At 69.8% G+C, this 25,802-nt stretch carries 26 protein-coding genes; 12 read left to right on the plus strand and 14 right to left on the minus strand.

The features are described from left to right. Positions 1 to 2: 2 nt before the first annotated feature. Positions 3 to 1,694 carry a bifunctional 3'-5' exonuclease/DNA polymerase gene (locus ACQP06_RS14250; protein ID WP_433672648.1) on the minus strand — a complete coding sequence of 564 codons (1,692 nt, stop codon included), beginning with the start codon at positions 1,692 to 1,694 and terminating at the stop codon, positions 3 to 5. A 349-nt stretch (positions 1,695 to 2,043) separates the two neighbouring features. On the opposite strand from ACQP06_RS14250, the gene ACQP06_RS14255 reads away from it, so the two are divergent. Continuing rightward, positions 2,044 to 3,405, plus strand: coding sequence for a DoxX family protein (locus tag ACQP06_RS14255; RefSeq protein WP_433672649.1), 1,362 nt, complete (start codon positions 2,044 to 2,046; stop codon positions 3,403 to 3,405). A gap of 350 nt (positions 3,406 to 3,755) precedes the next feature. Here the strand turns inward: ACQP06_RS14255 and ACQP06_RS14260 are convergent, their stop codons facing one another. Continuing rightward, entirely contained in the window at positions 3,756 to 4,979 is a 1,224-nt protein-coding gene (locus tag ACQP06_RS14260) for an erythromycin esterase family protein (RefSeq protein ID WP_433672650.1), read from the minus strand. A gap of 108 nt (positions 4,980 to 5,087) precedes the next feature. On the opposite strand from ACQP06_RS14260, the gene ACQP06_RS14265 reads away from it, so the two are divergent. Together ACQP06_RS14265 and ACQP06_RS14270 are read left to right on the plus strand one after the other, a co-directional pair. Then, positions 5,088 to 5,783 (plus strand): TioE family transcriptional regulator, encoded by a 696-nt coding sequence (locus ACQP06_RS14265; protein ID WP_433672651.1) that lies wholly within the window; start codon positions 5,088 to 5,090, stop codon positions 5,781 to 5,783. 87 nt (positions 5,784 to 5,870) lie between these two features. Further along, positions 5,871 to 6,239, plus strand: coding sequence for a hypothetical protein (locus tag ACQP06_RS14270; protein ID WP_433672652.1), 369 nt, complete (start codon positions 5,871 to 5,873; stop codon positions 6,237 to 6,239). Between the two features lie 7 nt (positions 6,240 to 6,246). Here ACQP06_RS14270 and ACQP06_RS14275 read toward each other — a convergent pair whose 3' ends face one another. Continuing rightward, complete coding sequence (locus ACQP06_RS14275) at positions 6,247 to 7,572, minus strand: oxygenase MpaB family protein (protein ID WP_433672653.1); 1,326 nt, start codon at positions 7,570 to 7,572, stop codon at positions 6,247 to 6,249. 94 nt (positions 7,573 to 7,666) lie between these two features. Between ACQP06_RS14275 and ACQP06_RS14280 the strand changes: the two genes are divergently transcribed. Together ACQP06_RS14280 and ACQP06_RS14285 are read left to right on the plus strand one after the other, a co-directional pair. Next, on the plus strand, positions 7,667 to 8,251 hold the full coding sequence (locus ACQP06_RS14280; RefSeq protein ID WP_433673318.1) for a TetR/AcrR family transcriptional regulator: 585 nt from the start codon (positions 7,667 to 7,669) through the stop codon (positions 8,249 to 8,251). Beyond that, entirely contained in the window at positions 8,220 to 9,023 is an 804-nt protein-coding gene (locus ACQP06_RS14285) for an SDR family oxidoreductase (RefSeq protein ID WP_433672654.1), read from the plus strand. Before ACQP06_RS14280 ends, ACQP06_RS14285 begins: the two co-directional genes overlap by 32 nt. Before the next feature lie 11 nt (positions 9,024 to 9,034). Here ACQP06_RS14285 and ACQP06_RS14290 read toward each other — a convergent pair whose 3' ends face one another. Then, positions 9,035 to 10,018 carry a TIGR03620 family F420-dependent LLM class oxidoreductase gene (locus tag ACQP06_RS14290; protein ID WP_433673319.1) on the minus strand — a complete coding sequence of 328 codons (984 nt, stop codon included), beginning with the start codon at positions 10,016 to 10,018 and terminating at the stop codon, positions 9,035 to 9,037. On the opposite strand from ACQP06_RS14290, the gene ACQP06_RS14295 reads away from it, so the two are divergent. Then, the gene (locus tag ACQP06_RS14295) at positions 10,003 to 10,608 is read left to right on the plus strand and encodes a TetR/AcrR family transcriptional regulator (protein ID WP_433672655.1); all 606 of its coding nucleotides are present in this window, start codon (positions 10,003 to 10,005) and stop codon (positions 10,606 to 10,608) included. The genes ACQP06_RS14290 and ACQP06_RS14295 overlap by 16 nt on opposite strands. A gap of 21 nt (positions 10,609 to 10,629) precedes the next feature. On the opposite strand, the gene ACQP06_RS14300 is transcribed toward ACQP06_RS14295, so the two are convergent. Both ACQP06_RS14300 and ACQP06_RS14305 read right to left on the minus strand, forming a co-directional pair. Next, positions 10,630 to 11,517, minus strand: a complete 888-nt coding sequence (locus tag ACQP06_RS14300) for an RNA polymerase sigma-70 factor (RefSeq protein ID WP_433672656.1) — start codon at positions 11,515 to 11,517, stop codon at positions 10,630 to 10,632. Between the two features lie 66 nt (positions 11,518 to 11,583). Next, positions 11,584 to 12,033 (minus strand): GtrA family protein, encoded by a 450-nt coding sequence (locus ACQP06_RS14305; RefSeq protein WP_433673320.1) that lies wholly within the window; start codon positions 12,031 to 12,033, stop codon positions 11,584 to 11,586. A 166-nt stretch (positions 12,034 to 12,199) separates the two neighbouring features. Between ACQP06_RS14305 and ACQP06_RS14310 the strand changes: the two genes are divergently transcribed. After that, on the plus strand, positions 12,200 to 12,406 hold the full coding sequence (locus tag ACQP06_RS14310; RefSeq protein WP_433672657.1) for a DUF6374 family protein: 207 nt from the start codon (positions 12,200 to 12,202) through the stop codon (positions 12,404 to 12,406). Positions 12,407 to 12,419: 13 nt separating this feature from the next. Here ACQP06_RS14310 and ACQP06_RS14315 read toward each other — a convergent pair whose 3' ends face one another. From ACQP06_RS14315 to ACQP06_RS14335, 5 genes are read right to left on the minus strand one after another with little or no spacing between them, the layout of a single operon-like run. Beyond that, a complete protein-coding gene (locus ACQP06_RS14315) occupies positions 12,420 to 13,994 on the minus strand; it encodes a regulator (protein WP_433672658.1) in 1,575 nt (524 codons plus the stop codon). 12 nt (positions 13,995 to 14,006) lie between these two features. Continuing rightward, on the minus strand, positions 14,007 to 14,705 hold the full coding sequence (locus ACQP06_RS14320; protein WP_433672659.1) for a cysteine hydrolase family protein: 699 nt from the start codon (positions 14,703 to 14,705) through the stop codon (positions 14,007 to 14,009). Then, entirely contained in the window at positions 14,702 to 16,090 is a 1,389-nt protein-coding gene (locus ACQP06_RS14325) for an allophanate hydrolase (protein WP_433672660.1), read from the minus strand. Before ACQP06_RS14325 ends, ACQP06_RS14320 begins: the two co-directional genes overlap by 4 nt. 56 nt (positions 16,091 to 16,146) lie before the next feature. After that, positions 16,147 to 16,815 carry a GntR family transcriptional regulator gene (locus ACQP06_RS14330; protein ID WP_433672661.1) on the minus strand — a complete coding sequence of 223 codons (669 nt, stop codon included), beginning with the start codon at positions 16,813 to 16,815 and terminating at the stop codon, positions 16,147 to 16,149. A gap of 27 nt (positions 16,816 to 16,842) precedes the next feature. Continuing rightward, entirely contained in the window at positions 16,843 to 17,565 is a 723-nt protein-coding gene (locus tag ACQP06_RS14335) for a hypothetical protein (protein ID WP_433672662.1), read from the minus strand. Between the two features lie 206 nt (positions 17,566 to 17,771). Here ACQP06_RS14335 and ACQP06_RS14340 point away from each other — a divergent pair, with 206 nt between their 5' ends. After that, the gene (locus tag ACQP06_RS14340; RefSeq protein ID WP_433672663.1) at positions 17,772 to 18,899 is read left to right on the plus strand and encodes an agmatine deiminase family protein; all 1,128 of its coding nucleotides are present in this window, start codon (positions 17,772 to 17,774) and stop codon (positions 18,897 to 18,899) included. A gap of 20 nt (positions 18,900 to 18,919) precedes the next feature. Here the strand turns inward: ACQP06_RS14340 and ACQP06_RS14345 are convergent, their stop codons facing one another. Both ACQP06_RS14345 and ACQP06_RS14350 read right to left on the minus strand, forming a co-directional pair. Continuing rightward, the gene (locus ACQP06_RS14345; RefSeq protein WP_433672664.1) at positions 18,920 to 19,264 is read right to left on the minus strand and encodes a zinc ribbon domain-containing protein YjdM; all 345 of its coding nucleotides are present in this window, start codon (positions 19,262 to 19,264) and stop codon (positions 18,920 to 18,922) included. A 43-nt stretch (positions 19,265 to 19,307) separates the two neighbouring features. Continuing rightward, the gene (locus tag ACQP06_RS14350; RefSeq protein ID WP_433672665.1) at positions 19,308 to 20,120 is read right to left on the minus strand and encodes an alpha/beta fold hydrolase; all 813 of its coding nucleotides are present in this window, start codon (positions 20,118 to 20,120) and stop codon (positions 19,308 to 19,310) included. A 133-nt stretch (positions 20,121 to 20,253) separates the two neighbouring features. On the opposite strand from ACQP06_RS14350, the gene ACQP06_RS14355 reads away from it, so the two are divergent. The 4 genes from ACQP06_RS14355 to ACQP06_RS14370 all read left to right on the plus strand — a co-directional run bounded on the left by ACQP06_RS14355 (position 20,254) and on the right by ACQP06_RS14370 (position 24,530). Further along, positions 20,254 to 20,583 (plus strand): ArsR/SmtB family transcription factor, encoded by a 330-nt coding sequence (locus tag ACQP06_RS14355; protein ID WP_357285311.1) that lies wholly within the window; start codon positions 20,254 to 20,256, stop codon positions 20,581 to 20,583. Positions 20,584 to 20,740: 157 nt separating this feature from the next. After that, positions 20,741 to 22,513, plus strand: a complete 1,773-nt coding sequence (locus ACQP06_RS14360; RefSeq protein WP_433673321.1) for a phosphoenolpyruvate carboxykinase (GTP) — start codon at positions 20,741 to 20,743, stop codon at positions 22,511 to 22,513. Continuing rightward, the gene (locus ACQP06_RS14365) at positions 22,510 to 24,150 is read left to right on the plus strand and encodes a SulP family inorganic anion transporter (RefSeq protein ID WP_433673322.1); all 1,641 of its coding nucleotides are present in this window, start codon (positions 22,510 to 22,512) and stop codon (positions 24,148 to 24,150) included. The genes ACQP06_RS14360 and ACQP06_RS14365 overlap by 4 nt, the downstream gene beginning before the upstream one ends. After that, positions 24,150 to 24,530, plus strand: coding sequence for a DUF5313 family protein (locus ACQP06_RS14370; RefSeq protein ID WP_433672666.1), 381 nt, complete (start codon positions 24,150 to 24,152; stop codon positions 24,528 to 24,530). Before ACQP06_RS14365 ends, ACQP06_RS14370 begins: the two co-directional genes overlap by 1 nt. A gap of 12 nt (positions 24,531 to 24,542) precedes the next feature. On the opposite strand, the gene ACQP06_RS14375 is transcribed toward ACQP06_RS14370, so the two are convergent. Beyond that, the gene (locus ACQP06_RS14375; RefSeq protein WP_433672667.1) at positions 24,543 to 25,592 is read right to left on the minus strand and encodes an extracellular solute-binding protein; all 1,050 of its coding nucleotides are present in this window, start codon (positions 25,590 to 25,592) and stop codon (positions 24,543 to 24,545) included. Between the last annotated feature and the right edge of the window lie 210 nt (positions 25,593 to 25,802).

A 25,802-nucleotide genomic window follows, 5' to 3' on the forward strand; every position in this document is an offset into this window, starting at 1 on the left:
GTCTATTTCGCGTCCGCGTAGCACTCGACGATGGCGGTCGTGAGCGGGAAGCGCACCGGGGTCGGCCCGAACGCGAGCTGACCGGCGGTGTCCGCGGCGGCGGCGATCGCCTCGGCGACGGTCGCGGCCTCCTCCTCGGGGCAGTGCACGATGACCTCGTCGTGCTGGAAGAACACCAGTTCCGCGCGTAGTCCGGCGGTGTGGAGGGCGTGGCGCAGGCCCGCGAGCACCAGGAGCGTCCAGTCGGCGGCACTGCCCTGGACGACGAAATTGCGGGTGAAGCGGCCTCGGGCGCGGGCGCGCGGGGTGCTGCCGAAACCCGGGGGACCGCCCGCTTCGTCGTCGGGTTGGTCGAAAGCGGTTGCGGGAGGGCAGGTTCGGCCGAACCAGGTGCGGACCAGGCGGCCCTGTTCGCCGGCGGTGGCCGCGTCGTCGACGAAGGCGACCGCGGCCGGATAGCGTCGCCGCAGTTCGGCCATGTGGGTGAGCGCGTCGCCGGAGGTCTGGCCGTAGATCGCGCCCAGCATGGCGATCTTGGCCTGGGCGCGGTCACCGCCGAAGGCCCGGGCGGCCAGGTCGGCGTAGAGGTCCTCGCCGCGGCCCGCCACCTCCATCAGGCCGCGGTCGCGGGAGATGGCGGCCAGCACTCGGGGTTCCATCTGGTCGGCGTCGGCGACCACCAGCCGCCACCCGGGATCCGCGCGGATGGCGCGGCGCACGATCTTCGGAATCTGCAGCGCGCCACCACCATTGGTGGTCCAGCGGCCGGTCACCGTGCCGCCCGGCAGATACTCGGGGCGGAATCGGCCGTCGCGCACCCACTGGTCGATCCAGGACCAGCCGTGGGCGGTGTGGAGGCGGTAGAGCTTCTTGTACTCCAGCAGCGGTTCGACGGCCGGATGGTCGATGTCCTGGAGTTCCCATTTGCGGGTGGAGGACAACAGGATTCCCGCGCGCGCGAACGCGCGGATGATGTCCTGGGGGAGGTCGGGCCGCACCCGCGTCCCGGTCCCGAAGGCCCGCGACACCTCGTCGGCCAGCTCGGCCAGCCGCCGCGGCTCCGACCCGCTCGGCACGCGTTCGCCCAGCAGGGCATCGAGCAGCTCACGGTGGACATCGGCGCGCCACGGAATCCCGGCGCGCGACATCTCCGTGGCCACCAGCAGCCCCGCGGACTCGGCGGCGAGCAGCATGCGCATGCGGGCCGGGTACTCGGCCGCGGCGGTGCGCGCCACCTGTCCCGCGTACACCTCGAGCAGTGCGGTGAACTCGTCGGTCCCCGACGGCAGTGGCACCGGCCCGGATTCGAACAGGGTCGGTTCGGTGTCGGCGGCCCGGGCGGGCGCGTCCTGGGGAACCGGCAGGCCGTGCAGGCGCGCCCACGCGGCGGCCAGCGACCGGGCCTGCCCCGACTGGCCCTGTTCGTGCCCGATCAGCAGCGCCTCGGCCGCTTCCACGTCGTAGCAGCGGTCCACCCGCACCCCGGCGTCGAGCAGCCGCTTGTAGATCGCCGCCGTCGACCGCCACACCCACCGCTCGACCTCCGGCCGCGCCCGCACCGCCTCCGCGAGCGAGGACTCCTCGACCACCGGGCCCGCCGGTCGGCCGCGCTCGTCCAGCGGGCACACCCGTGCCCCGCCGTCACCCGTCTCCGCCACCGCCCACCGCATACCGGTGAGTCTGGCAGTGGGCACAGACAATTCCGTGACACCCGACCGTGGCGGGTGTCCGCGGGGCGGGCGGCGCTACCGGAATGTCCGCTAGCTCGAGTTTCAAGCCCTTGCGAGCAGGTCCGTCAGGGCCCGCCATTGCGCTGGATCAGACTCGATGCGGGACGACCGGGCGAAGGGCCAGCGCACGATAAGCCTCCGACGCAGGATGCGCCCAGCCGGGGCCGTTGGCCGGAAGCCGCCGCTCCTGGCCCCGATCCCGGGGGCAAGGGGTGTAGGGGCAAGGGATTTGCCGGGTACGCACCGGCCGTTCGCCGACCTAACGTTCAGCGTCGCAGGGTAATCAGGTGCGGTAACTCTCGGAGGAATCGGTGTGGTTGTGCAGTTGGCCGTCGAGGCGGACGTCGCGGTGACGGGTGAGCCGCGATGGAGTCCGTTGCGGCGGATGGTGTTCCGGTATTCGTTCGTGACGCTGGGTGTTGGAATGGGCGGGGTGTGGGTGCTGCACATGCTGCTGCGGTCGGTGGGAGTCTCGCAGCAGACCGTGGTGGGTGTGGCGAAATGGACGGCACTGCATCCGCTCACGGATTGGCTGGGGGAGCATGTCTTCGGCGTCCATGTCGACTGGTCGTACACGGGAAGCGGAGATACCGCGGCGAATTGGGTGTCGCTTTTCACCCTGCTGTTCGTCGCGGTGCCGATCACGGCGGTGTGGTCGGTGTTGGACCGGCGGCGGCCGGACTATGTGCGGCTGTACGCGTGGTTCCGGATGGTGGTGCGTCTGGCCCTGATGAGCGCCCTGCTGCTGTACGGCGTCACGAAACTATTGCCCTCGCAGATGGCGTTCGCGCTGGACCGGCTGGTGGAGCCGTTCGGCGATCTGAGCCCGATGGCGGTGTTGTGGTCGCAGACGGCCAGCTCCGAGCCGTACGAAATCGCCTTGGGCACAGCAGAAGTCACCGCAGGTTTGCTGCTGATCCTGCCGTTCACCGCGGGGCTGGGTGCGCTCCTGTCAGTCGTGGTGACCCTCCAGGTGTTCCTGCTGAACCTCAGCTTCGATGTGCCGGTGAAAATACTCTCCGGCGAGCTGCTGGTGTATGCGATGGTGCTGGCTGCCCCGGATATCGCACGCACCGTCCGGGCGCTGGTCGGGCGCGCGGTGCCGGTGCGTCGGCCCGAGCCGCTGGTCTCCTCGCCGCGCGGGCGGCGAATCCTGGTGGCGGCACAGGTGATTCTGGGGATGTGGATACTGTTCACGACTCTCGGCGAGGGGCACGACGCCTGGCAGACGTACGGAAATGGCCGACCGCAATCGCCGCTCTACGGGATTTGGAATGTCACCGAGTACACGGTCGCGGGCCAGGAGGTCCCGGCGCTGGTCGACTTCCGGTCCGCGCCCTCGGATGGCCGGCTCATCGGTCCGGCGGACCGATTCCGCCGTCTCATCTTCGACATCCCGCAGGGCGTGACCGCTCAGCGCATGGACGACTCGCTGGTGTCGTTCCCGGTGGAGATCGATACCGATCTGCACACCGTGACCATTACGAAGGATCTGGCGCACCAGTGGAAGCTCGCCGTCCTGAATTACGAACAGCCCCAGCCTGATCAGCTGATTCTGGACGGTCAGCTGGCCGGCCGTCCGGTCCATCTGCGCCTGACCCGGGTCGATCTCGACCGCTTCCGGTTGATCTCGCGCGGGTTCCACTGGGTCCAGCCGGTGCCATACCTCCGCTAGCTCGAGTTTCAAGCTCTGCGGGCTGTGTCGTGTGCCCCAGATGATCTTGAAGGAAGCCCTTCGGCGAGCATCGCCGGGGTCATGGCAGTGTGAACGCGCCGCTGGATCGGGGCCGCATCGAGATCGATCGGCTGCGTCGGGCGCTGGCCGGCGTGCCGTTGCCGCGGGCGGCGGAACCACCCACGACCGCGATCTGAACGCCGCCCACAACATCCTCGCCGCCGGACGGGCGGAGAGGCTGAACGCCTGCGGAGGGACCGTCAGCCTTTCCGTTTGACGGAAAGCAAGTCCCGGCGAAACAGGAACCCACCCGGAGCGCCCGCCAGGGCGCTGGGAGGAATCTCCGGCCTTCAGGCAGGAGAGGACGTCAACCAGTATTGATGCTGTGCGCCGTCGGTGTCGGTGATGAAGACGACCGCGTCGGCGCCGTCGAGATCGGCGATCGTGAGCGGGAAATGGCCGCGCACAATCGGTTCGGCGGACACGATCGCGGGGGACAGGGCGGCGCCGAGCGCTCGCGCCGGGAACAGGGCGCGGCCGGTGGTCGCCTCGGCGAGCACACCCTGGAGGGTGCCCGGAACCGGGGCGGGCGTCGCGTCGGTCGCCACGAACAGATAGCGCTCGCCGAGTGCGAGGGCGGCCAGCGCGCCCGCGTTGTTCCATTCGGGCTGGTCCGGCACCCGCGGATGCAAGTGCGAGTTGTGCGCGAAGGCGAGCGTCGGGCCGCGCTGCTGCTCTCGCTCGACAATCGTCAGAATGTTGTCCGCCATCATCTCCGATCGCACACTGGACAGGCTGCCGATGCGGTCGGGGCCCGGGGTGGCCATGGCCGCGTGGTAGCGCAACAGCCCTATCGCGGTCCGCGCGTGGACGACAGCCTCGGCGTAACCGCTCGGATCGGTCGCGTGCAGCCAGGGGCCCGCGCGATGTAGGGCATCGGCGAGGTCGTCGGCGATCAGGCGCAGCGCGCGGGCGCGGTCGGAGTCGCCGATCGAGGCCGACGGATCGAACATGGCCGCCTGGTTCGTCCACTCGGAGTCCGCGCCGAGCAGCCCGTCGAGCTCGGCGACCGACGCGGGCAGCAGGGCCCTCGGCAGCCGGCCGGCCAGCGCGCACAAAGCGGAGCGGGGGCTCGGCGCGCCCGAATACTCCACCGGCGCATCGAATCCGTAGAAGCGCACCCGCTCCGAGGGCGCGTGGCCCGTGTTGTATTCGCGCAGCCACTCGACGAGTTCACGATTACCGGGAATCGATCCGAAGCCGTGGCTGAACCCCGCGGACAGCACGCTGTCGATCGCCGCTTCCGACCCATTGACGTAGTCGTCGACGATCCGCGCCGCGAGGAAATCGATCTCCAAGGCGATCGACCGGAACCCACGCTCGGCCAACTCACTGAGAATGTCGTTGCGCAGCAGCGGGAATGCCGCGATCCCGTGCGTCGGCTCGCCGAGCGCGAACACGGCCGGGGGTGCGGTGCGGGTGGACAGCAGCTCGTCCAGGGCGCGGCCCAGGTTCGCGCGGTCATCGACTCGGCGGCCGATCGCGCTCAGCGAGGTGGGGGTGGTTGCGGACATGGCACTCCTTCCAGAAGGACTGCCTTCGACAGTATCGTTGAAGGTTCGGGTGAAACTTGGGTGAAAAACTCCCTGTTCAGTGTGGGAAAACCCTCAAAGGAGGTGGCGGTGCGGCCGATCGATCTGGCCCGCGAGCACGGCCTGTCAGCACAGGCGATCCGCAACTACGACGACGCGGGCATCCTCCCGCCCACCGAGCGCGCCGACAACGGCTACCGCCGCTACACCCCCGCGCACGCGCAAGCCCTGCGCGCCTTCCTCGCCCTGCGCGTCGGCCACGGCCACGAACGCGCCGCGGAGATCCTGCGCGCCTGCCATCGCGGCGACACCGAGGCCGCCTACCTGCTCATCGACGCCACCCACACCGCGCTGCACACCGAACGCACCACCCACACCGATGTCGCGACCGCACTCGACAGCCTCTCCGTCGCACCGCCCGCCCCGATTCCCGGCCGCCCCCTGACCGTTGGCGAACTCGCGCACCGCCTCGGCGTGCACGCCGCGACCCTGCGCACCTGGGAGACCGAGGGCATCCTGCGCCCCGACCGTGACCCCGCCACCGGCTACCGCCAGTACCGGCCCGACGCCGTGCGTGACGCGGAGATCGCCCGGCAGCTCCGCCGCGGCGGATACCCGCTGTCCCACGTCGCGCAATTCCTCGAATCCCTGCACGAGGCAGGCGGAACCGAGGCCTTGACCGCCTTCCTCACCGCCTGGCAGCAGCGCCTGACCGCCCGCGGCCGCGCGCTGCTGTCCGGCGCGGCCCAACTCGACGCCTATCTCCTTCTGCGCGAGCGGATGTGATCACGACTCTGTGCCGCGCACACCGGAACGGCCTAGCATCGTAGGGAGATCCCGGACCGATGGCCCGGGCGGCAGGAGGTGCGAGTCATGGCCGGCAAACCCGAGATTCGATTGATCGGCAACCTCTCCGCGCAGTCGTGGGTCCCGGTGGAGGCATGCGCGCTACCCACCGTCGAACAGCCGCTGCGCGTCGCCGAATTCGACGCCCTGTTCCGCGACGCGGTACTCGGCTGGGACCGGATCTCGGCGACCCGGCTGCGGCTGGATCTCGACGGCAGCGCCGAGCCCCGGGCCCGCGAACTCGCCGCCCGCGAAACCAGCTGCTGCTCGTTCTTCACCTTCGAATTCGCTGCCGCGGGAACCGATCTGGTGCACATGCACATCGGCGTGCCACCCGAGCGGGCCGTCGTGCTCGACGGCCTGGCGGCCCGGGTGACCGCGGCCGGAACCGCCTGACCGCGCGTCACTCCCGCGAATCGGCTCCCGGATACGCGCGGGAGTCGGTCGTGTACTCCGGGTTGCCGTAGACCACGAGCTGCCTGCGCACTCTGCGGACCGTGTACGTGTCTGCCGCGCGGAGCAGGGTGGGGGACTGGCTCGCCACGGTCATGAGAATGAACCGCAAGATGATGAACGGCGCGGTCAGCCCAACCCGGATCGCGTCGGGGAGAGTCAGCGTCACGCTCATGGCGGCCGCGGCCTTGCGATTGCCGCCGCAGAAGCCGAGGAAGAACACCCGGCTCCAGCTCTTCTCGATCGCGTCGGCGACACGGTCGTAGCGCGAGCGGCCCGGGCGCAGGTACGCCGACATGGTGGAGCGGACCAGTGCGCCGCAGGTGGCGTCGTCGAAGTCGTCGCGCAGCACGGCGGCCCGGCCGTGGAAGACCTCGAGGATGCCCGTCGCGGTGGTGGGCAGCAATTCCTCCGGCAGGCCCAGCAGGAAGCAGCGGTAGCGGCTGAATTCGAGGATCGCGCGTTCGCGGGCGCTGAACTCGGTGCGGCCCCGGCGGATCGCCATGGTCGCCAGCAGATACATATTGATCAATCCGGCGGGCATCTGATCGACCTGCGGCAGCGGCACCCCGTACACATCGGCGTCCCACTGGTCCCCGCGGGCCAACGCGTTGTAGCGCACCATCGAGTGCATCAGGCGCACCATGGCCGCGGCCTCGAAACCCTCGCCGTGCCGTTCCAGCGCGCCCGGCAGTGTGGTCACCGCGAAGAACGACGCGGTCTCGTTGACCCGCCGCGCCGCCCGCCGCCCCGACAATGCCCCGGTCAATGTCATCGGCAGTGCCGCATAGGTATTGAGGAACGTCGCCAGGAACGCGCCCCGGATCAGCACCGGCGACAGGAACGCCGCGCCGACCCGCGAATGCCGCGCGCCCTCCTCGACCAGCTCCATGTCCAGCCAGGCGGGCGTCGCCTCCATGGCCGCCAGGAACGCCCGCAGCTCATCGGGCGCGCCGGGCACCGAGTCGACCCCCGCGCGGCACGCCTGCCGCAACATCCCGATCAAGCCCTTGACGCCGTACTCCGGGGCCAGCGCCGCGTACGGGTCGGCCACCACATCGCCGAGCATCGTTGCGGTGCGCATCAATTCGACGACCCGATCGTCGGCCAGCAGCGGCTCGCGCGGTGCGACCCAGCCGGGCAGCGACGACTTATCGGCAGGATCGACGGTGAAGCGGAAGGGGGACTCGTCGAAATCGATCGAGCCGTAGAGGTCGGGCTGCAGTGCGCGCTGACTGCGCACGCGCTCGGCGAGTTCGGGGTAGTGCGGCGACATCGGAGCACCTCAACTTTCAACCTGTTAGTTAGAGACTGACAGGTTGTAAGTTATGGTGTCAAGGATGACCACCGCACCCCCGACGCGGCGGCGGATGAGCGCAGAGAACCGCCGCGAGCAGATCCTCGACATCACCCATGAGATCGTCGGGGCGGAGGGCTTCGCCGCGGCCACCCCCAATCGGATCGCCGAGGCCGCCGGGGTCACCCGGCCCGTGCTGTATCAGCAATTCGGCGATATGGCAGGGCTTTTCGTCGCCCTCATCGACCGCGAGAGCGTCCGCGCGGCGACCCAGTTCGCCGAGGGGTTCGCCCAGGTCGACGAGACCGCCGACCCGGACCCGTTCGTGCGGGCCTTCGAGGGCGCGGTCCGGGCCATCGACGCGCATCCCGAGACCTGGCGGCTGTTCCTGTTCCCGCCCGCCGGCGCGCCGCCGGAACTGCACGAGCGCCAGGCCGTCTCGCAGGCGGCGGTCCGGGGATTCCTGGAACAGGAACTGCGGCAGGCGTTTCCGAAACTCCCCGATCCCGAATACACCGCGCGCATCCTGCACGCCTCCGGTCGCGAGCTGCTCCAGCTGCGGCTCACCGATCCCGAGCACGCCACCCTCGAACGGCTGGTAGCGCTGGTCCGGCACCTGCGCACCAATGTGCTTCCGGCCGATCGGGCCGCGGTCTGACCGAATACGCTCGGATCCCGTGACCACATCGAAGATCGTTCTCGTCACCGGAGCCGGAGCCGGATTGGGGCGCGCCATGACCCACGCGCTGACCGCCGCCGGGCATCAGGTCGTCGCGGTGGGACGCACCCGTGCGACCCTCGACGAGACCGCCGCGGCCGCACCCGGCCCGGGCGGCGTGGACGTCGTCCCCGCCGATGTCACCGATCCCGCCGCCGTGGACGAGGTGTTCGCGCACCTCACGCGGCAGTGGGGGCGGCTGGACGTGCTGGTCAACAATGCCGGGATCTTCGGGCCCAGCAAGCCGATCGACGAACTGTCCGCGGGGGATTGGCGGCAGGTCGTCGACATCAACCTCACCGGCGCGTTCCTGTGCGCGCAGGCCGCGTTCCGGCTCATGAAGACCCAGACCCCACGTGGCGGGCGCATCATCAACAACGGATCCATCTCCGCCCACACCCCGCGCCCCAACACGGTGGCCTACGCCGCCAGCAAGCACGGCATCACCGGCCTCACCAAGGCACTCAACCTGGAAGGCCGCGCCCACGACATCGCGGTCGGGCAGATCGACATCGGCAATGCCGCAACCGAACTCACCGCGGGCATCGCGGCGGGATCACTGCAGGCCGACGGCAGCATCCGCCCCGAACCGACCATCGACGCCGCCCACGTCGCCCGGGTCGTCGCCCAAACCGTCGACCTGCCCTTGGAAGTGAACATTCCGTTCGTGACCGTGATGGCGACCGGCATGCCCTACATCGGCCGGGGCTGAGCCGGCGGCCGTCAATCGATAGCGGCCAGCAGCTTCCACTGCTGTGCCGGGATGGTGAACGGCTCCGCCGGTAGCGCCTGCAGGCAGACGTGATCGGCGCCGGCCGCGATGTGGGCCGCAATCCGTTGCTGCACTTGGTCTTCCCCGATCGCGACCAACGCGTCGACGAGCCGGTCGCTGCCGGTGAGATCGGTGTCGGTGAAGCCGAGCCGCTGCCAGCTCGCGCGGTAACCAGGATTGGACAGGTAGGCGCCCACGTGTGCGTGAGCGCGGGTCCGGGCGTCCTCGTCGCCCGTCCCGACCACGACGGCCTGTTCGACTACCAGCGTCCGGTCCGGTCCGAGAACGGCGCGGGCATGAGCGGTGTGTTCGGGTGTCACGAGATAGGTGATGGCGCCATCGGCCCGGTCTCGAGCCAGCCGCAATGCGCTCGGACCGAGCGCCGCCAGCACCCGGGGCAACCGACCGGCGTCCGGCAAGCCGAGCTGGGCCCGCAGGGTGTCCGGTGTGTCGAGATCATCGAGGTAGTCGCGCAAAGCGGCGAGCGGTCTGCGGTATTCGAGTCCGAGAACTTCTTCGACGACCCGAGGATTGGATGTGCCGGCCCCGAACACGAACCGACCGGGGTAGGCATCCAGCACGGCTCGGGCAGAGGCGCGCATCCAGTGCGGATGGCGGCCGTATGTCACCGCGATCCCCGTGCCGACCGTCAGCCTGCTGGTGGCGGAGAGCAGGCCGGCGGCGGTGACGAACGGGTCGTGGGCGAGTCCCTCGCTGAGCCAGATCGCGCCCAGTCCCAGTTCCTCGAGCTCCGTTGCCAGCCCGGTCGTCACGGCCGGCGCTTGCAGATCGAGCCCGTTCACCCAGATGCCGGTGCGCGGCAAATTGGTCGGCAACATCATGTTCGACTCCCGTCCACTACAATTCGGAATGCCATTCCGAATATACGGAGTGGCATTCCGATTCGCTGAGGAGCCCCGTGGAACAAGCAGCATCACCGCCACCGGGCGGTGTCCGGGCCGATGCCCGCCGCAGCCGCGCCCGACTGCTCGAGGCCGCTCGCGAGATGTTCGCCGGCGAGGGCGTCGACGTGTCGTTCAATGAGATCGCCCGCCGCGCCGGGGTCGGCCCGGCCACCCTTTATCGGCATTTTCCGCGGCGCGAAGACCTCATCGCCGCCGTGGTCGGCACCAGCCTCGACGAGGTCACCGCACTCGCGAGCACCCTCGACGCCGAGCCCGACTCCGCGGCCGCTCTATCGCTGTGGGTTGCCGCGCTGGTGTCGCATATTCGCCGGGTGCGGGGGCTGTCCGAGGAGATCATGCGAGCCCTCGAGATTCCCGACAGTCCCTTGGCGCCGCACTGTGCCGCGGCGCTGGATGCGGCTGGGACCGTGTTGGCCCGAGCCCAACGGGCGGGGCGGGCGCACCCCGATGTCACCACCGACGACATCGTCAAGATCGCCACCGCGATTGCGTGGACCAGTGATCAGTCCGACGTCACCGCGGCTGCCTCCGACCGTCTCGTGGAGCTTGTGCTGCACGGCATCCTCGGCGCTGCCGAAACGCGAACCTCACACGCCTGATACCACATTCACCCGACTGGGTCATCGGCTCAGCGCGGTCACGTGGTCCATGTGGGAGTGCTTTTCCGGGTTGCGGACCGCGTACAACCCGGTGATGAGGCCGTCGTCGATGCGCAACGCCAGGACGGTGTCCACCTCACCGTCCCGTCGCATGACCAGCGCGGGATGGCCGTTGACCAAGGTGGTGTCGAACGACGCGGTGTCGCCGAATCGCTTCCAGCCGGTGGTGAGTACGCGAGCCACCTTGTCCGCGCCGACGATCGGGCGCGGCAGCGCGGACCGGAGGCCGCCGCCGTCGCCGAACGCGACCACGTCCGGTGCGAGCAGGTCCAGCAGCCCTTGCAGGTCGCCGGTCTCGACCGCGCGGTGGAAAGCGTCGAGCACCTCGCGGGACTCGGCGGGGGACACCGGTCCGCGCGGGCGGCGGGACGCCACGTGCGCGCGGGCGCGGTGCGCGATCTGCCGGACGGCGGCCGCGGACTTGTCCACCGCGGCGGCGATCTCCTCGTACGGCAGGTCGAACACCTCGCGCAGCACGAACACCGCGCGCTCGGTCGGGGTGAGCGTCTCGAGTACCAGCAGCATGGCCATCGACACGCTTTCCGCCAGTTCGACATCCTCGGCCACATCGGGCGCGGTCAGCAGCGGCTCGGGCAGCCACTGCCCGACATAGGACTCCTTGCGCCGGCCCAGCGTCCGCAACCGGCCCAGCGCCTGCCGGGTGGTGATGCGCACCAGATACGCCCGCTGATCCCGCACCTCCTCGAGGTCGACGCCGATCCAGCGCAGCCACGTCTCCTGCAGCACGTCCTCGGCGTCGGCCGCCGACCCGAGCATCTCGTAGGCGACCGTGAACAGCAGATTCCGGTGTGCGACGAACGCGTCGGTGGCGGCGGTGGTACCGATCATGGCGGGGCTCCCGTCTTTCGTGTCACCCACTGGACACCGCGGCCGATCGAAATGTGACACCCCGCCTCAGAACACGAACCCGCGCAGCGCGAGAAACCGCATTCCGCCGACCGCCGCCATGACCACGAGCACGGCCGTCGCCTGGCTGAGCTCCCCGAGCCCGGGCGCCCAGAAATCGAGCCCCGCCAACGCCGCCGTACTGATCACCAGCCCGACCGCGGCCAGCCCGCCGCCCTCCCATTGTGCGCTGAACCACCCCACCCGCCCGGCCGCCCGGAACGTCAACCGCCGATGCAACTCGTTCGCGATCGCCGTACTCACCACCGACCCCGCGATATTCGCCACCAGCGCCCCACTCCCGTTCACCGCCATGAACATCAGCACATACGCGATATTGCTGACCCCGCCCACCACCGCGAACCGAATCAACTGCGCGACCACATGATCCCCACGCAGAAACCGGCCCACGGCGGCGAGCCCGCGCTCGAAGCCCAGATCGAGGGCCCCGAAATCCATCGGGTCCCGGTACATCGTCCGCAGTCCGGAATCGGCGATCACAGTGCTGTTCACGCCACCGACAATCCCCACCCCCGCTTACACGGAGCTGACACCGCCCTGACGCGTCGCTGTCACGATTCTCGGCACTCGAACAAACGTTCTACTCGAGGTATTGTCCCGGACCATGCCGGAACTCTCACGACGCGACTGGGCGACGATGAACCTCAAAGAGGTGCAGCGGCAGCTGCTGAAGGCGGCGTCGTTCGGGAAGGTGCTCTCACCCGAGCAGTTGGAGAATGCGGCGGGCAAGATCGGGGAGGGCTTGCGGATCTTTCTGGACGAGACCGATGGGGGTGGTGCGGAGCGGCCGCCGTCGGATGCGGGACGGTGACCGCCCGAGCGGCTCAGTCGGGGAGGTCGGGGTCAGGGGCCGGGCGGGTGCCGCGCAGGAACGAGCATGCGAGGCAGACGAGTCCGAAGAAGAGGTAGCCGAGGGCGACCTTCGGGGCGGCGGCCCAGGCCACCTCGGTGGCGTGGATGAGGCCGACGAAGCTGAGCGCGGCGCCGACCGAGGCGGCGAGAGCGGCTGCGCGGAACCGTTTTTCGAGGATGAAGGTGACCATGGTGCCGAGTACCAGCCCGGCCAGCACCGCGCCCGCGCCCAGGGTCTTCAGGCCGTCGTAGACCACGCCGGCCTGGCCGAGCGCGCCCGCGCCGATCTTGTCGGCGGAGGTCCCGGCGGCGCTGAGCGCGTTGTCGATCTGGCCGACGCCCCACTCGGCCAGATTGGGCAGCAGCGCGGCCACCACCGCGACCGCGTGCAGGCGCGGGACGGCCTGGAAAGCCTGGGCGCCGATCAGCAGGCCGATGTAGAGCAGGATCGGGACGATCGCCGGAATGGGGAGCAGGGTGGCGAGTACGCCGAAAAGGCCCAGCAGGCACATCAATCCGATGATCGCTCCACTGGCGAGCGAGTAGCCGGTCCGTCCGCCCGCGTCCTTCCAGCCGGGGTGGCCGATGTAGACGGCGGGCGGGAAGGGCGAGCCGAAACCGGACCCGATGATCGCGCCGAACCCGTCGGCCAGCAGCACGCTGCGCAGGTTGTAGTTGTCGCCCGCGGCGGCGGCGCTCTCGACATTGCTCATGGCCTCGGTGAAGTTGTAGACGCCCAGCGGAATCGCGGTGGCCAGCAGGGGCGCCAGGTGCGCGAGCCCGTCGAAGAGCAGGTGCAGGCGCAGGTCCGGCAACCCGAGGGCGATATCGTGCGCGGCCCGGGAGACGTCGGGCACCGACATGTAGCCGCCGATCCACCCGATGGCGGTGCCCACCAGCAGTGCCACCAGGCCGACCGGAACATTGCCGGGCAGTCGCACATCGGTGAAGAAGCCGATGAGAATGATGGCCAGCACCGGCAATCCGATCCAGGCCGCTTCCCACATCTGCGCGGCGGGCCGCATGGCGATGAACGTGATCGAGATGCCCGCCAGCGTGCCGAGCATGGCCGCGCGCGGGGTGATCCGGCGAATGTACGGTCCGACGAACGCGCCGATCATGACGATCACGCCGATCATGAACGCCCACGCCAGACCCGCGGACCACGCCCGCATCGGGTCGTTGGTCTTCAGGTAGATGGGCAGCATCACCACGAACACCACGATCAACATGTGCGGGACGCTCGGGCCGTAGGGCAGCGCGGTGACCGTCGCGCGGCCCTCACGCCGCGCGAGCCGCCGCGCCAGCAGCATGTAGTACAGATTGCCCAGCACCAGCGCCACACCCAGCGCGGGCAGTACGGTGCCCAGCACGTCGGCGCTGGGGATCTTCACCACCGCGATCGACAGCGTGGTCAGGGTCAGGACATTGACGAGGATATTGAACGACAGGCCGAAGAAGGCATTGGTGTCGCCGCGGGTCCACCACGGCAGCGACAGCGGTGCGGCGCTGCCGGTTTCACCGGCGATCGGGGTTTCGACGGACATGGGCTTTCCTGTTCACTGGACCGGGCGGGGGGAGACGGCGGAGGTGAGGGCGGCGCGGACCGCGGCCGAGTCGGCGACCCAGCCGAAGATGCCGCCCTGGGCGGCGATCATGGCCAGCCCGACGCGCTGGAACTCCGGGAAATACGAACCGACGCAGTCGGAGACGACCAGGCATTCGAATCCGCGGTCGTTGGCCTCGCGCACCGTGGTGTGCACGCAGACCTCGGTGGTGACCCCGGTGACCAGAAGCGAGCGGATTCCCCTGTCCGCCAGTACATCTGCCAGCCCGGTCGCGTAGAACGCGCCTTTGCCGGGCTTGTCGATCACCACCTCGCCGTCCACCGGCGCGAGCTCGTCGATGATGTCGTGCCCGTACTCGCCGCGGATCAGGATGCGGCCGAACCGGCCCGGGTCACCGATGCGCTGGGTGGGATCCCCGCGCAGCAGTTTCGCGGGCGGGCAATCCGACAGGTCGGGCCGATGACCCTCGCGGGTGTGGATCACGGGAATCCCGGCCGCCCGTGCGGTGGCCAGCAGCCCGGCCAGCGGCTCGATGACCGTGCGCAGCAGGGCTACATCATTGCCCAGGCTCTCGCCGAAGCCGCCCGGGAGCAGGAAGTCGCGTTGCATGTCGATGACCAGCAGCGCCACCCGGTTCGGGTCGAAGGTGAAGTCGCCCGGTCGCGCCGGAACGCGGGAGAGTGTCGTCATCGCCGTTCCTTCTGTACGAGCCTGAGATCCGCGTGCGCCACGACCGGGCGCGGTTCGTCGAGCAGGCGGGCCGCCGCGGCGAGCACCACGTCGTCGGCCAGCGCCGGGCCGAACACCATCACCGACAGCGGGCGGCCGTCCGCGGCGAGGCCCATCGGCACCGAGATCGCGGTGAGGTCCAGCAGATTGCCGAAGTGGGTGTAGTGGCCCAGCACGGTGTTCGTGGCGATCGGATCCGCCAGCACCTGCGCGACGGTGAACGTGGTGCCGATGGTCGGCGTCACCACCACGTCGACGTCGTCCCAGACCCGAGCCACCGTGGCGCGCAGTTCTTGCAGGCGCTGCTGCGCCCGGAAGACGTCCACCGCGGTGAATCGGAAACCGCCGGTGAGGATTTCGCGGATCACCGGCAGGATCGAATCCGGTCGCTCGGCGAGGAAGTCCTCGAACTCCACCAGCCGCTCGGCCACCCACGGGCCCTGATAGAGCAGTTCTCCGGCGGCCAGGAACGGTTCCAGGGTGGTCGGCACGCAGTCGAAGCCGCGGCGTACCAGTCGATTCCGGGCGTCGAGGTGCGCGGTGCGGAACACTTCGTCCCCGAAGAACTCCAGCTCGCTGGGATCGGGCAGTCCGACCCGCAGCCGCCCGCCGCCGAAGCGCGGCCCGCGCGGCCGGCTCCACGGATCGCCTGGATCCACGCCCGCGATCACCTCGAAGACCCGATCGAGGTCCTCGACGGTGCCCGCCATCAGCGTCAGGCAGTCCAGCGATTTGCACGCCGGGACCAGGCCCCGCGCGCTGATCAGCCCCCGCGAGGGCTTCCAGCCCAGGATTCCGTTGAGCGCCGCGGGAACCCGCCCCGACCCGGCGGTGTCGGTGGCCACGCAGAACGGCACCTCACCGAGCGCCACCGCGCGGGCGGACCCGGAACTGGAACCACCGCATATCAATTCGCCGCCGAACACCGAGCGCGGGATCGGATACGGCGTGCGGGTGCCGTTGAGCCCGGTCGCGAACTGGTCGAGGTTCGTCTTGCCGACGAACAGCGCGCCCGCCTCCAGCAGGCGCTCGACCGCGGGCGCGGTCCGGGTGGCGGTATAGGCGTAGTCGGGGCAGGCCAGTGTGGTGGGCCGGCCCGCGACGTCGATGCTGTCCTTCACCCCGAACGGCACGCCGTACAGCGGTAGCGTGCGCGCGCCGGGCCGTCGCTCGATCTCGGCGGCCGCCGCCAGCAGCTGTTCGCGCGGGACCGGCGTGATCCAGGTGCCGTCGTCGCCGCGCGCCGCGATGGCGTCCGCGACCCGGGCGGCGGTGTGGGTCGGAGAGCCGCTGCCGCTTTCGTGCGAGGCCAGGATCTCCGCGATCGTGGGGCTCGGGTTCACCATTTGTCGATTGTCGACAGAAGGTGTGAAATCGGCGGTGTCGCAATGTATCCGCTGTGTTAGCGGATGTCCAGGTCCAGGTAGGCCCGCTCCCCGTGCCGCAACAGCGCCTCGCGCGCCGTCGCGGCGTCACCGGATTCCAGGGCTGCCAGCAGCTCCTCGTGCCGTCGAATACCGTTGTGGCGCTGGGTGAGCCGGGACTCGGCGCGCAGGTTGCGGGCCATGGGCAGCTGCAGCTTGACCAGGATCGGCTCGTAGGCCAGTTCCAGCTGCCGATTGCCGGACAGCGCCACGATGGCCGCGTGGAACCGGCGGTGGGCATTGTCGCGCTCGAACGCGTCCCCGGCGGCGTCCGCGACGCGCATCTCCTCGAGCGCCGCTCGGACCCGTCGCAGCGGGTCGCCCTCGGCGGCCAGCGGGAACGCGCTGTCGATGGCGTAGCGCTCGAGCACCCGCCGCAACTCGAACAGCTCCAGGATGTCGGTCCGAGACCACACCGCCACCCGGAATCCGCGCCGGGGCAGATGCTCGATCAGCCCTTCTTGTGCCAAGAGCCGCAAGGCTTCCCGCACCGGCGCGCGGCTGGTGCCCAGTCGCGCGCACAGCGCTTCCTCGCCGATGCGGTCGCCGGGCTCGAGCGCACCGCTGAGCACCTCCGCCCGCAGATGCCGCGTCGCCATTTCCACCAGGCTGGGTGGCAGCGCCGACCCGTTCATGCGCGACACCATGATTCGGGACTAACCGGACCGGTCGGGTCACACGGCGCAGGCCAGGGCGTCGGTGCCGGTGGAACGGACGAATTCGCGGTCGCCGTAACGGAGTTCGCCGGCGTTCCAGCCGCCGCCGAGGGCGGCGATGAAGTCGCGGATCAGGTCGGCGTCGGCGCGGTCGGCGACCAGGATCAGGGCGCCGGAGTCGGTGAAGGAACCGCCGCCGAGTCGGTCGCGCACGACGGGGTCCGCGGCCAGGGCCTCGGCGAAGCGGGTGCGGTCGATGCCGGTGACGGTCACCGTGAAGCCGTCGGCGCGGGTGTCCTCGCCGGGGAGGTATTCGAAGGTCAGGACCGCCTCCTGCCGGTAGCGCCCGCGCAGGTCGTCGGCGACCCAGCACAGGTTCTTGTAATCGGTGCAGGCGAGCCGGAATTGGCGGGATCGCTCGTAGGTGAGGCCCGTTCCGGCCGACCAGAACACGCCGTCGACCACGCGTGATTCGACCGGGAGCGCGAGTTCGGTGAGCGCGGTGAAGTTCTCGTCGAGGTTCAGCAGATCGAGGCGGTCGGTCAGGCGCGGGTCGGCGGGGTCGGTGATGGTGGCGGTGTTGGTGGTGGCGAACAGCTCGCCGGTGGGGCGCATGGGGTCGCCGGGGATGCACGATGCCGGTCCGTAGGCGTGCGCGGGTGCGGTGGTCGGGCCGACGGCCACGACCCCGGTGATGACGATTGCGGAGGCCAGAGCAGCGGAAACGCGGGCGGTGGTCATCTGCCCCAGTCTGCGCGCGCCCGGTCGCCGAGGGAGCCGGATCACACGAATCGACCTTGACTGAAAATTCAGTCAGAGATTAGAGTCGCTGGTGCCCGGCTCGGGCCGTTCCGTGTGTGGCGGCCGTTTGATCAGCGGGTTCAGTGGATTCAGCGCGCCGGAGAGGGAATCGCCGCGCCGGGCCTTCTTTCAAAGGAGACAGTGCAATGCAAGGACGACGCCGGTTCATGCGATCGGGGATCTTGACGATGGGCGGGCTGCTGCTCGCGGGCTGCGAAGGATCCATCTCGTCGTGGTTCAACGGCGAGCCCTCGACGTCCCACGACGGTCACTCCGGCGTGATGCCCGACGAGGGCGCGCCGCACAAGCGCACCTGGATGGCTTTCGGTGCGAGCGAGGCGATCTGGGGCCGGCAGCTGCTGCCGCAGGTGCGCGAGAACCTGGCCACCATCGCCTCCACCATCTCCCGCTTCGAGCCGGTGTCCATGCTGGTGCGCCAGGACGAACTGGATCTGGCCCGCCGACTGATCGGCGGCGCGAACGTCGAACTGATCGTGGCCGACCTCGACGACCTCTGGATGCGTGACACCGGACCGGTGTTCGTGCACGGCAATCACGGCAAGTCCGGGGTCGACTTCAACTTCAACGGCTGGGGCGGCAAACAGCAGCACAAGCGCGACAGCAAGCTCGCCACCATCGTCGACGGCCGCGCCGGCGTGCAGACCACCCACACCGATCTGGTGCTCGAGGGCGGCGGCATCGAGGTGGACGGCGAGGGCACCGCGCTCATCACCGAATCCTGTGTGCTGAACAAGAATCGGAATCCCGGCTGGAAGAAGGCCGACGTGGAGGGCGAGCTCGACCATCTGCTGGGCATCAAGAAGGTGATCTGGCTGCCGGGTATCGCCGGGCAGGACATCACCGACGGCCACACCGATTTCTACGCCCGCTTCGCCCGCCCGGGCGTGGTGGTCGCGGCGCTGGACAATAACGAGGAGTCCTTCGACTACGACGTCACCCGCCTCCACCTCGAGATCCTGCACAACGCCACCGACGCGCAGGGGCGGCCGCTCGAGATCGAAACCCTGGAAGCGCCGTCCGATCTGCGCTATCGCGGCGCGGGCGACGACTTCGCCGCCGGCTACATCAACTTCTACGTCTGCAACGGCGGCGTCATCGCCCCCGAATTCGGTGACGCGGAAGCCGATTCGGCCGCCTACTCCACCCTGACCCGGCTGTTCCCGGATCGCCGGGTGGTGCAGATCAATATCGACGCCATCGCCGCGGGCGGCGGCGGCATCCACTGCACCACCCAGCAGGAACCCGTCGACTGACCCGCGGGCCCGGGTCCGCGCTAGACCTTCTTCACCACACTGGATTTCAGCTGCATGGCGCCGATGCCGTCGACCTTGCAGTCGATGTCGTGGTCGCCGACGCCCTGGACCAGGCGGATATTGCGGACCTTGGTGCCCGCCTTGATGCCGGTGGGGCTGCCCTTCACCTTGAGCGACTTGATCACGGTGACGGTGTCGCCGTCGGCGAGCACATTGCCGACCGCGTCCCGGATCACGCCGTCCTCGGCCGCCGCCTCGGTCCCGACGGTCCATTCGTGCGCGCACTCCGGGCAGGTGAGCAACCCGCCCACCTCGTAGGTGTATTCACTGGAACAGGCGGGACACGGCGGCAGCGAGTCGGACACGATCGGCTCCTCGGCGGATGGTAGGGACGGAAGTGGTCGGGGCTCAGGCGTGGACGCCGGTGAGGAAGTCGATGATGGCGCTGTTGACCGCCTCGGGCTGCTCGAGATACCCGTAGTGGCCGCACTTCTCGAGGTGCACGTACCGTGCGCCCGGAATCGCCTCGGCCACCTCGCGGGCGAACACCGGCGGCAGCATGCGGTCGTCGGCGAACCCGACGACCAGGCTGGGGACGGTGATGCGGGCGTAGTCGGCCAGGCGGTTGCCGGTCCGGTCCATGCGCATCTGCGCGAGCACGCCCGGCCCGGGCGCGACGCTCGCCGAGTATTCGAAGATGTCGAGCCACTGCTGCGCGGAGTCGTCGGCTTCGAGGGTGGCGGGGGAGAGGTTCAGCATCGCCTTGACCGCGGCCGCGTACTCCGGCGGCAGCTTCACGCCCTGCTGCTGCAATGCCTGCTCACCCTTGTTCAGGGTGCTGGCCAGGGGATGGGAGCGGCCGGTGGTTGCCAGCATGACGGCCTTGGTCACCAGATCCGGCCGGGCCAGCGCGAGTTCCTGGGTGACGCGCGCGCCCAGCGAGGTGCCGACCACGTGCGCGGGACCGCCGAGCAGTTCGATCAGCGCCGCGGTGTCGGCGACCAGGTCCTCGATCCGCATGCCGTGGGCGCTCTCCTCCGAGGGCGCGATGCCGCGATTGTCGAAAGTGGCGACCCGGAAACCCGCCTTCACCAGGGCCGGAACCTGGTAGGTCCGCCAGACCCGGCCCGGGCTGCCGGTGCCCATGACGAGGACGACCAGGGGTCCGTTGCCGGTGACGTCGTAGTTGAGGCGAATCCCATTGAGGGTGGCGATGGGCACGTTCGGTCTTCCTGTGGGCGGTCCGGGGAACGACCGAACCTAGCATGATTGTCCTGTTTGCTAAACTCTGCAATCACTGGGTCGGGCAGTGTATCCGGATGCCCATCCGCCCTCGGAAGGAGTGGCTCGCGACATGCCAGGACTGCAACGGCCGCTCTATCAAATGAAGGCGGATTTCTTCAAGACGCTCGGCCATCCCGTGCGGATCCGGGTCCTCGAATTGCTGAGCCAGCGCGAGTACGCGGTCTCGGAGATGCTCACCGAGATCGGCGTCGAGGCCGCGAATCTGTCGCAGCAGCTGTCGATTCTGCGTCGCGCCGGGCTGGTCTCGGCCCGCCGCGAAGGGCTCTCGGTCACCTACGAACTCACTTCGCCGCAGGTCGCGGAGCTGCTGGCGGTCGCACGGGCCATCCTCACCGGCGTGGTCACCGGCCAGGCGGAGGCGCTCGAACACTCCGCGTAGCCGCGGGGGGCCCACGGTTTTTCCGGGGGTCCGCCCACCAACTGATTGCATGTTTTCTAAAATGAAAACCTAGTTGTTTCGTGAAGAGAGGTTCGCCGTGCCCGAACGTCCTACCGCCACCGTCGCCTCCACCGCGTCCCCGACCGCGCACCCGGACATCGCGGCCTGGGTCGCCGAGGTCGCGGAGCTGACCGCGCCCGAGCGGATCGTCTACTGCGACGGGTCCCGCGACGAATGGGACCGGCTCACCGCTGACCTGGTGGCCAAGGGCACGTTCGTCCCGCTGCCCGCCAAGCCCAACTCCTTCTGGTGCGTCTCCGATCCCGACGATGTGGCGCGCGTGGAGGATCGGACCTTCATCTGCTCCGAGCGCGAGAGCGACGCCGGGCCCACCAACAACTGGGTGGATCCGATCGACATGCGGACCGTGCTCACCGAGCACTACCGCGGCGCGATGGCCGGGCGCACCCTGTACGTGATCGCCTTCTGCATGGGCCCGCTCGACGCCGGGGAACCCAAATACGGTGTGCAGATCACCGATTCGGAATACGTGGCGGTCTCGATGCAGATCATGACCCGCTCCGGCGCACAGGTCTGGGAGCAGCTCACCCCCGGCACCGAATTCGTGAAGTGCCTGCACTCGGTGGGCGCTCCGCTGTCGGAGGGCCAGGCCGACGTGCCGTGGCCGTGTGACAAGACCAAGTACATCGCGCACTTCCCCGAGACCCGCACCATCTGGAGCTACGGGTCCGGCTACGGCGGCAACGCGCTGCTGGGCAAGAAATGCTTCGCGCTGCGCATCGCCTCGGTGATCGGCCGCGACGAGGGGTGGCTGGCCGAGCACATGCTCATCCTGAAACTGACCTCGCCGCAAGGGAAGACGCACTACATCGCCGCCGCGTTCCCGTCGTCGTGCGGCAAGACCAACCTGGCCATGCTCGAACCGACCCTGCCCGGCTGGAAGGCCGAAACCGTGGGCGACGACATCGCCTGGATGCGCTTCGGCGCCGACGGGCGCCTGTACGCGGTCAACCCGGAGGCCGGATTCTTCGGCGTCGCACCGGGAACCGGCGCCGAGACCAACCCCAATGCCATCGCCACCATCGAGGCGGGCAACTCCATCTTCACCAACACCGCCCGCACCGACCAGGGCGACGCCTGGTGGGAGGGCCTGACCGAACAGCCGCCGGCGCACCTGATCGACTGGCGCGGCGACGACTGGACCCCGGAATCGGGCACCCCGGCCGCGCACCCGAACTCGCGCTACTGCACCCCGATCGAGCAGTGCCCGTCGGTGGCCCCGGAATGGAACGACCCGCGCGGCGTGCCGATCTCGGCCATCTTCTTCGGCGGCCGCCGCGCCAGCACCATCCCGCTGGTCGCCGAGTCGTTCGACTGGGCGCACGGCGTGTTCACCGCCTCGGTGCTGTCCTCGGAGACCACCGCGGCCGCCGCCGGCGCGGTCGGCGTGGTGCGCCGCGACCCCATGGCCATGCTGCCGTTCCTGGGCTATCACGTGGGCGACTACTTCGCGCACTGGCTGGCCATGGGCGCGCGCGAGGGTGCGCAGCTGCCGAAGATCTTCCAGGTCAACTGGTTCCGGCGCAGCGCCGACGGCAAGTTCCTCTGGCCCGGCTTCGGCGACAATGTGCGCGTGCTGAAGTGGGCGCTCGAACGCCTCGACGGCGCCGCCGACGCCGTGCGCACCCCCATCGGCTACGTGCCCACCGCCGACGCGCTCGACCTCGAGGGTCTGGGCGCGGGCTACCGCGGCCTGGCCGACGCGGCCCTGGCCGTGGACGTCGACGAGTGGGTGCGCGAGCTGGAGTCCATTGACGAGTGGTACGCGAGCATCGGCGGCAACCGCCTGCCCGACGCCCTGCGCGCCGAACTGGCCGCGCTGAAAGTGCGTCTGGCCGAGGCCCTCTGACCGTGGCCCACCTGCTGCCGAACCGCGCGGACTGGCTGCCCGCCGTGCGCGCCCCGGGCGCGGACCTGCTGGCCGGGCTCGTCGTCGCGCTGGTCGCGCTGCCGCTCGCGCTGGGCTTCGGCATCAGCTCCGGGCTCGGCGCGGCCGCCGGACTGGCGACGGCGGTGGTGGCGGGCGCGCTCGCCGCGGTCTTCGGCGGCTCCCGGTTCCAGGTCACCGGGCCCACGGGCGCGATGACCGTGGTGCTGGTTCCGATCTTCCATCGGCACGGAGCGAGCGGGGTGCTGGCCGTGGGGCTGCTGGCCGGGCTCGTGCTTGTGGTGCTCGCGATCGCCGGGGTCGGGCGCGCCGTGCGCTACATGCCCGCCCCGGTGATCGAGGGATTCACCGCGGGGATCGCGGTGGTCATCGCGCTGCAGCAGTTCCCGAACGCGCTGGGGGTGGCGCACGCGGAGGGCGACAAGGTGTGGCAGTCGGCGTGGGATGCGGTGCGGCAGTTCGCCGCCGGTCCCGGCTGGGTGTCGCCGGCGACCGCGCTGGCGGTGGCGGCGGTCGTGCTGATCGGCGGCCGGTTCCTGCCACGACTGCCGTTCGCGCTGCTCGCCGTGGTGCTGGCGACCCTGGCCGCCAAGGTCTTTCACCTCGACCTGACCCTGATCGGGACCATCCCATCCGGATTGCAGGCGCCCACACTGGATTTCGTGCATCTGGACCAGCTCGGCGGGCTGATCGCCCCGGCGCTGGCGGTGGCCGCGCTGGCGGCGCTGGAATCACTGTTGTCGGCGACCGCGGCCGACTCCATGGCCGTGGGCACCCGCCACGATCCCGACCGCGAACTGTTCGGGCAGGGCCTGGCCAATATCGCCGCGCCCCTGTTCGGCGGGGTGCCCGCTACCGGGGCCATCGCGCGCACCGCGGTGAACGTGCGCTCGGGCGCGCGGACCCGGCTGGCCGCGCTCACCCACGCGGTGGTGCTGGCGGGCATCGTCTTCCTCGCCACCGGGCTGGTCGCGTCGATTCCCTTGGCGGCCTTGGCCGGCGTGCTGCTGGCCACCACGGTGCGCATGGTCGAGACCGCTTCGCTGGCCGCCATCGCCCGCGCCTCCCGCGGCGACACGGCCATCATGGCGATCACCTTCGGGGTCACCGTCGCCCTGGACCTGGTCAGCGCGGTCGCGGTCGGGGTGGGCATCGCGGTGGTGCTGGCGTTGCGGTCGGTCGCCAAAGAGGCCCGGCTGCACCAGATTCCGCTCGACGACGCCGACCATCTGGCCGAGGAGCACGAGCTGCTGCACGACCACATCGTGGCCTACCGCCTCGACGGACCGCTGTTCTTCGCCGCCGCGCACCGCTTCCTGCTGGAACTGGCCGAGGTGTCGCAGGTGCGGGTGGTCATCCTGCGCATGTCGCACCTCACCGCGCTCGACACCACCGGCGCGCTCACCCTGCGTGACGCCGTCGGCAAGCTCGAGCATCGTGGCATCACCGTGCTCATGTCCGGCCTGCGCGCGGACCACCGGCGCACGCTCGCGGCCGTCGGCGCGCTGCCCGGCCCGGGCCACCTGTTCGACCAGACCCCCGATGCCATCGCGGTCGCCCGCGAACTCGTCTCCCGTCCCGCGGAAAGCAGTCACTGATGAGCCCGAACGACACCCCGAATCTCTGGCAGCGCCTGCGCTATATCGCGGGCGGCGCCCTGCCCGCGACGATGCACCCGTGGGTCATCGAGGATCTGACCGGGCCCGGCGCGGCCCGCCGCTACATGCTGCGCATCCTGATCCCGATCATTCCGCCGCTGTGCCTGTTCCTGCTGATTCCCGGGCCGTTGTGGATGGGGGCGTCGATGATGGCGCTGTTGTACCTGCCGCTCATCTACTTCACCGCGGCCCTGATGTACGTGTTCCGCCGGGCCCGCCTGGCCAAGCACGGCCTGGACCCGAATCTGGCCGATCAGCGCGAACGCGCCCGTGCCGCCGACGCCCGCGCGGCCTACGAGCGGGCGCACGGCCGCGGCTGAGGTCGCGCGGGGTCAGCGCAGGTAGCGCTGGATGAACTCGGCGAGGATCGCCGCGCCATTGCCCTTGATCTGATCCCAGGAGAACGGCAGCTGCTTGACCTCGGCGTAGGTGCGGGTGCCCGGGGCCACCGGGATGTCGGTGCGGGCGGGAATCATCTTGTGGGCCGCCGAGATCTGCTGGGCCTCGGGGGTGAACATGAAGTCCACCAGGGCCTTCGCGGCGGCGGGGTTCTTGGTGGTGTTCAGGATGAAGACCGGGCGCGGCGTCACGATGGTGCCCGAGGCGGGCGAGATGACCCGCAGTGGAACGCCTTTGGCGGCCGCGTCGTAGGCCGCGTAGTCCACGCCGCCGAGGATCACCGCGCAGCCGGTGCCCGTGCTGATCTCATCGAGGGCGGGACCGTTGCCGCCGCGCACCACCATGCCGTTGGCGAACAGCGCGTCGAAGACGGCCCAGGTGTCGTCCTTGCCCCACGCGCTGACCATGGCCGCCAGCAGGTCGCGGGCGGTGCCCGATTCGCGGGGGTCGGGCATGATCACCTTGCCGCGGAACTCCGGCGCGGCCAGGTCGGCCCAGTCATTGGGCAGGCGCGGGGACGCCTTGGTGTTGACCACCATGGTCAGCGCGGACCCGTCGCGGCCCAGGAAGCCGTGATTCTTGCCGATCCATCCGTCGTGCACGCGGTCCGCGCCGCGCGGGGTGTAGGGCAGGGTGCGGCCGTCGAGGTCGTATTGCGCGGCGGGCGTCCACGACGCCAGGTACACCACATCGGCGGCCGGACTCGGGCCCTCCTTGTCGAGCTTGGCCGTGATCTTGCCGGTCTCGGCGCTGAACACGGTGACCTTGACCCCGGACGCCTTGGTGAAGGCGGCCACCAGCTCGTCGGTGAGGTCCTGCGGATTGGCCGAGTACAGGGTCAGCTCGCCGCGCAGCCCGGGTGGCGCGGTCCACGAACTGGTTGCCGCCGGGACCGTTCTCGGCTCCGGAGGCTTGCCGCAGGCGGCGGTGGACAGGGTCGCGAGGACGACGGCCGCGACGACGACGCGGCGGGGGAGCGACATTCCGCGGGACCCTTTCCGAAGGACCCCGACTCACTCCGGGTTCCACAGCAATCTCGCGCGCACAGTAGGCATCGCGGGCGAACCCGCAGGGTGTATCGGGTGAACAACCGGTGATATCCGATTCGCGCGAACGCGTGAGCTGTGTCACAGTTTGGTAGCGGTTCGCATCAATCGTCGCAAACGCTTTTCGTTTCCTTTGCCTTGTCTTTA

It is taken from the genome of Nocardia sp. CA-136227 (assembly GCF_050955695.1).
Taxonomy (GTDB): domain Bacteria; phylum Actinomycetota; class Actinomycetes; order Mycobacteriales; family Mycobacteriaceae; genus Nocardia.

Coding starts and splice junctions, on each gene's coding strand:
- ACQP06_RS14260 (WP_433672650.1), bottom strand. CDS start 4,979: ATGTCCGCAACCACCCCCACCTCGCTGAGCGCGATCGGCCGCCGAGTC.
- ACQP06_RS14270 (WP_433672652.1), top strand. CDS start 5,871: ATGGCCGGCAAACCCGAGATTCGATTGATCGGCAACCTCTCCGCGCAG.
- ACQP06_RS14275 (WP_433672653.1), bottom strand. CDS start 7,572: ATGTCGCCGCACTACCCCGAACTCGCCGAGCGCGTGCGCAGTCAGCGC.
- ACQP06_RS14280 (WP_433673318.1), top strand. CDS start 7,667: ATGAGCGCAGAGAACCGCCGCGAGCAGATCCTCGACATCACCCATGAG.
- ACQP06_RS14285 (WP_433672654.1), top strand. CDS start 8,220: ATGTGCTTCCGGCCGATCGGGCCGCGGTCTGACCGAATACGCTCGGAT.
- ACQP06_RS14290 (WP_433673319.1), bottom strand. CDS start 10,018: ATGCTGCTTGTTCCACGGGGCTCCTCAGCGAATCGGAATGCCACTCCG.
- ACQP06_RS14300 (WP_433672656.1), bottom strand. CDS start 11,517: ATGATCGGTACCACCGCCGCCACCGACGCGTTCGTCGCACACCGGAAT.
- ACQP06_RS14305 (WP_433673320.1), bottom strand. CDS start 12,033: ATGGATTTCGGGGCCCTCGATCTGGGCTTCGAGCGCGGGCTCGCCGCC.
- ACQP06_RS14310 (WP_433672657.1), top strand. CDS start 12,200: ATGCCGGAACTCTCACGACGCGACTGGGCGACGATGAACCTCAAAGAG.
- ACQP06_RS14315 (WP_433672658.1), bottom strand. CDS start 13,994: ATGTCCGTCGAAACCCCGATCGCCGGTGAAACCGGCAGCGCCGCACCG.
- ACQP06_RS14320 (WP_433672659.1), bottom strand. CDS start 14,705: ATGACGACACTCTCCCGCGTTCCGGCGCGACCGGGCGACTTCACCTTC.
- ACQP06_RS14325 (WP_433672660.1), bottom strand. CDS start 16,090: ATGGTGAACCCGAGCCCCACGATCGCGGAGATCCTGGCCTCGCACGAA.
- ACQP06_RS14330 (WP_433672661.1), bottom strand. CDS start 16,815: ATGGTGTCGCGCATGAACGGGTCGGCGCTGCCACCCAGCCTGGTGGAA.
- ACQP06_RS14335 (WP_433672662.1), bottom strand. CDS start 17,565: ATGACCACCGCCCGCGTTTCCGCTGCTCTGGCCTCCGCAATCGTCATC.
- ACQP06_RS14340 (WP_433672663.1), top strand. CDS start 17,772: ATGCAAGGACGACGCCGGTTCATGCGATCGGGGATCTTGACGATGGGC.
- ACQP06_RS14355 (WP_357285311.1), top strand. CDS start 20,254: ATGCCAGGACTGCAACGGCCGCTCTATCAAATGAAGGCGGATTTCTTC.
- ACQP06_RS14370 (WP_433672666.1), top strand. CDS start 24,150: ATGAGCCCGAACGACACCCCGAATCTCTGGCAGCGCCTGCGCTATATC.
- ACQP06_RS14375 (WP_433672667.1), bottom strand. CDS start 25,592: ATGTCGCTCCCCCGCCGCGTCGTCGTCGCGGCCGTCGTCCTCGCGACC.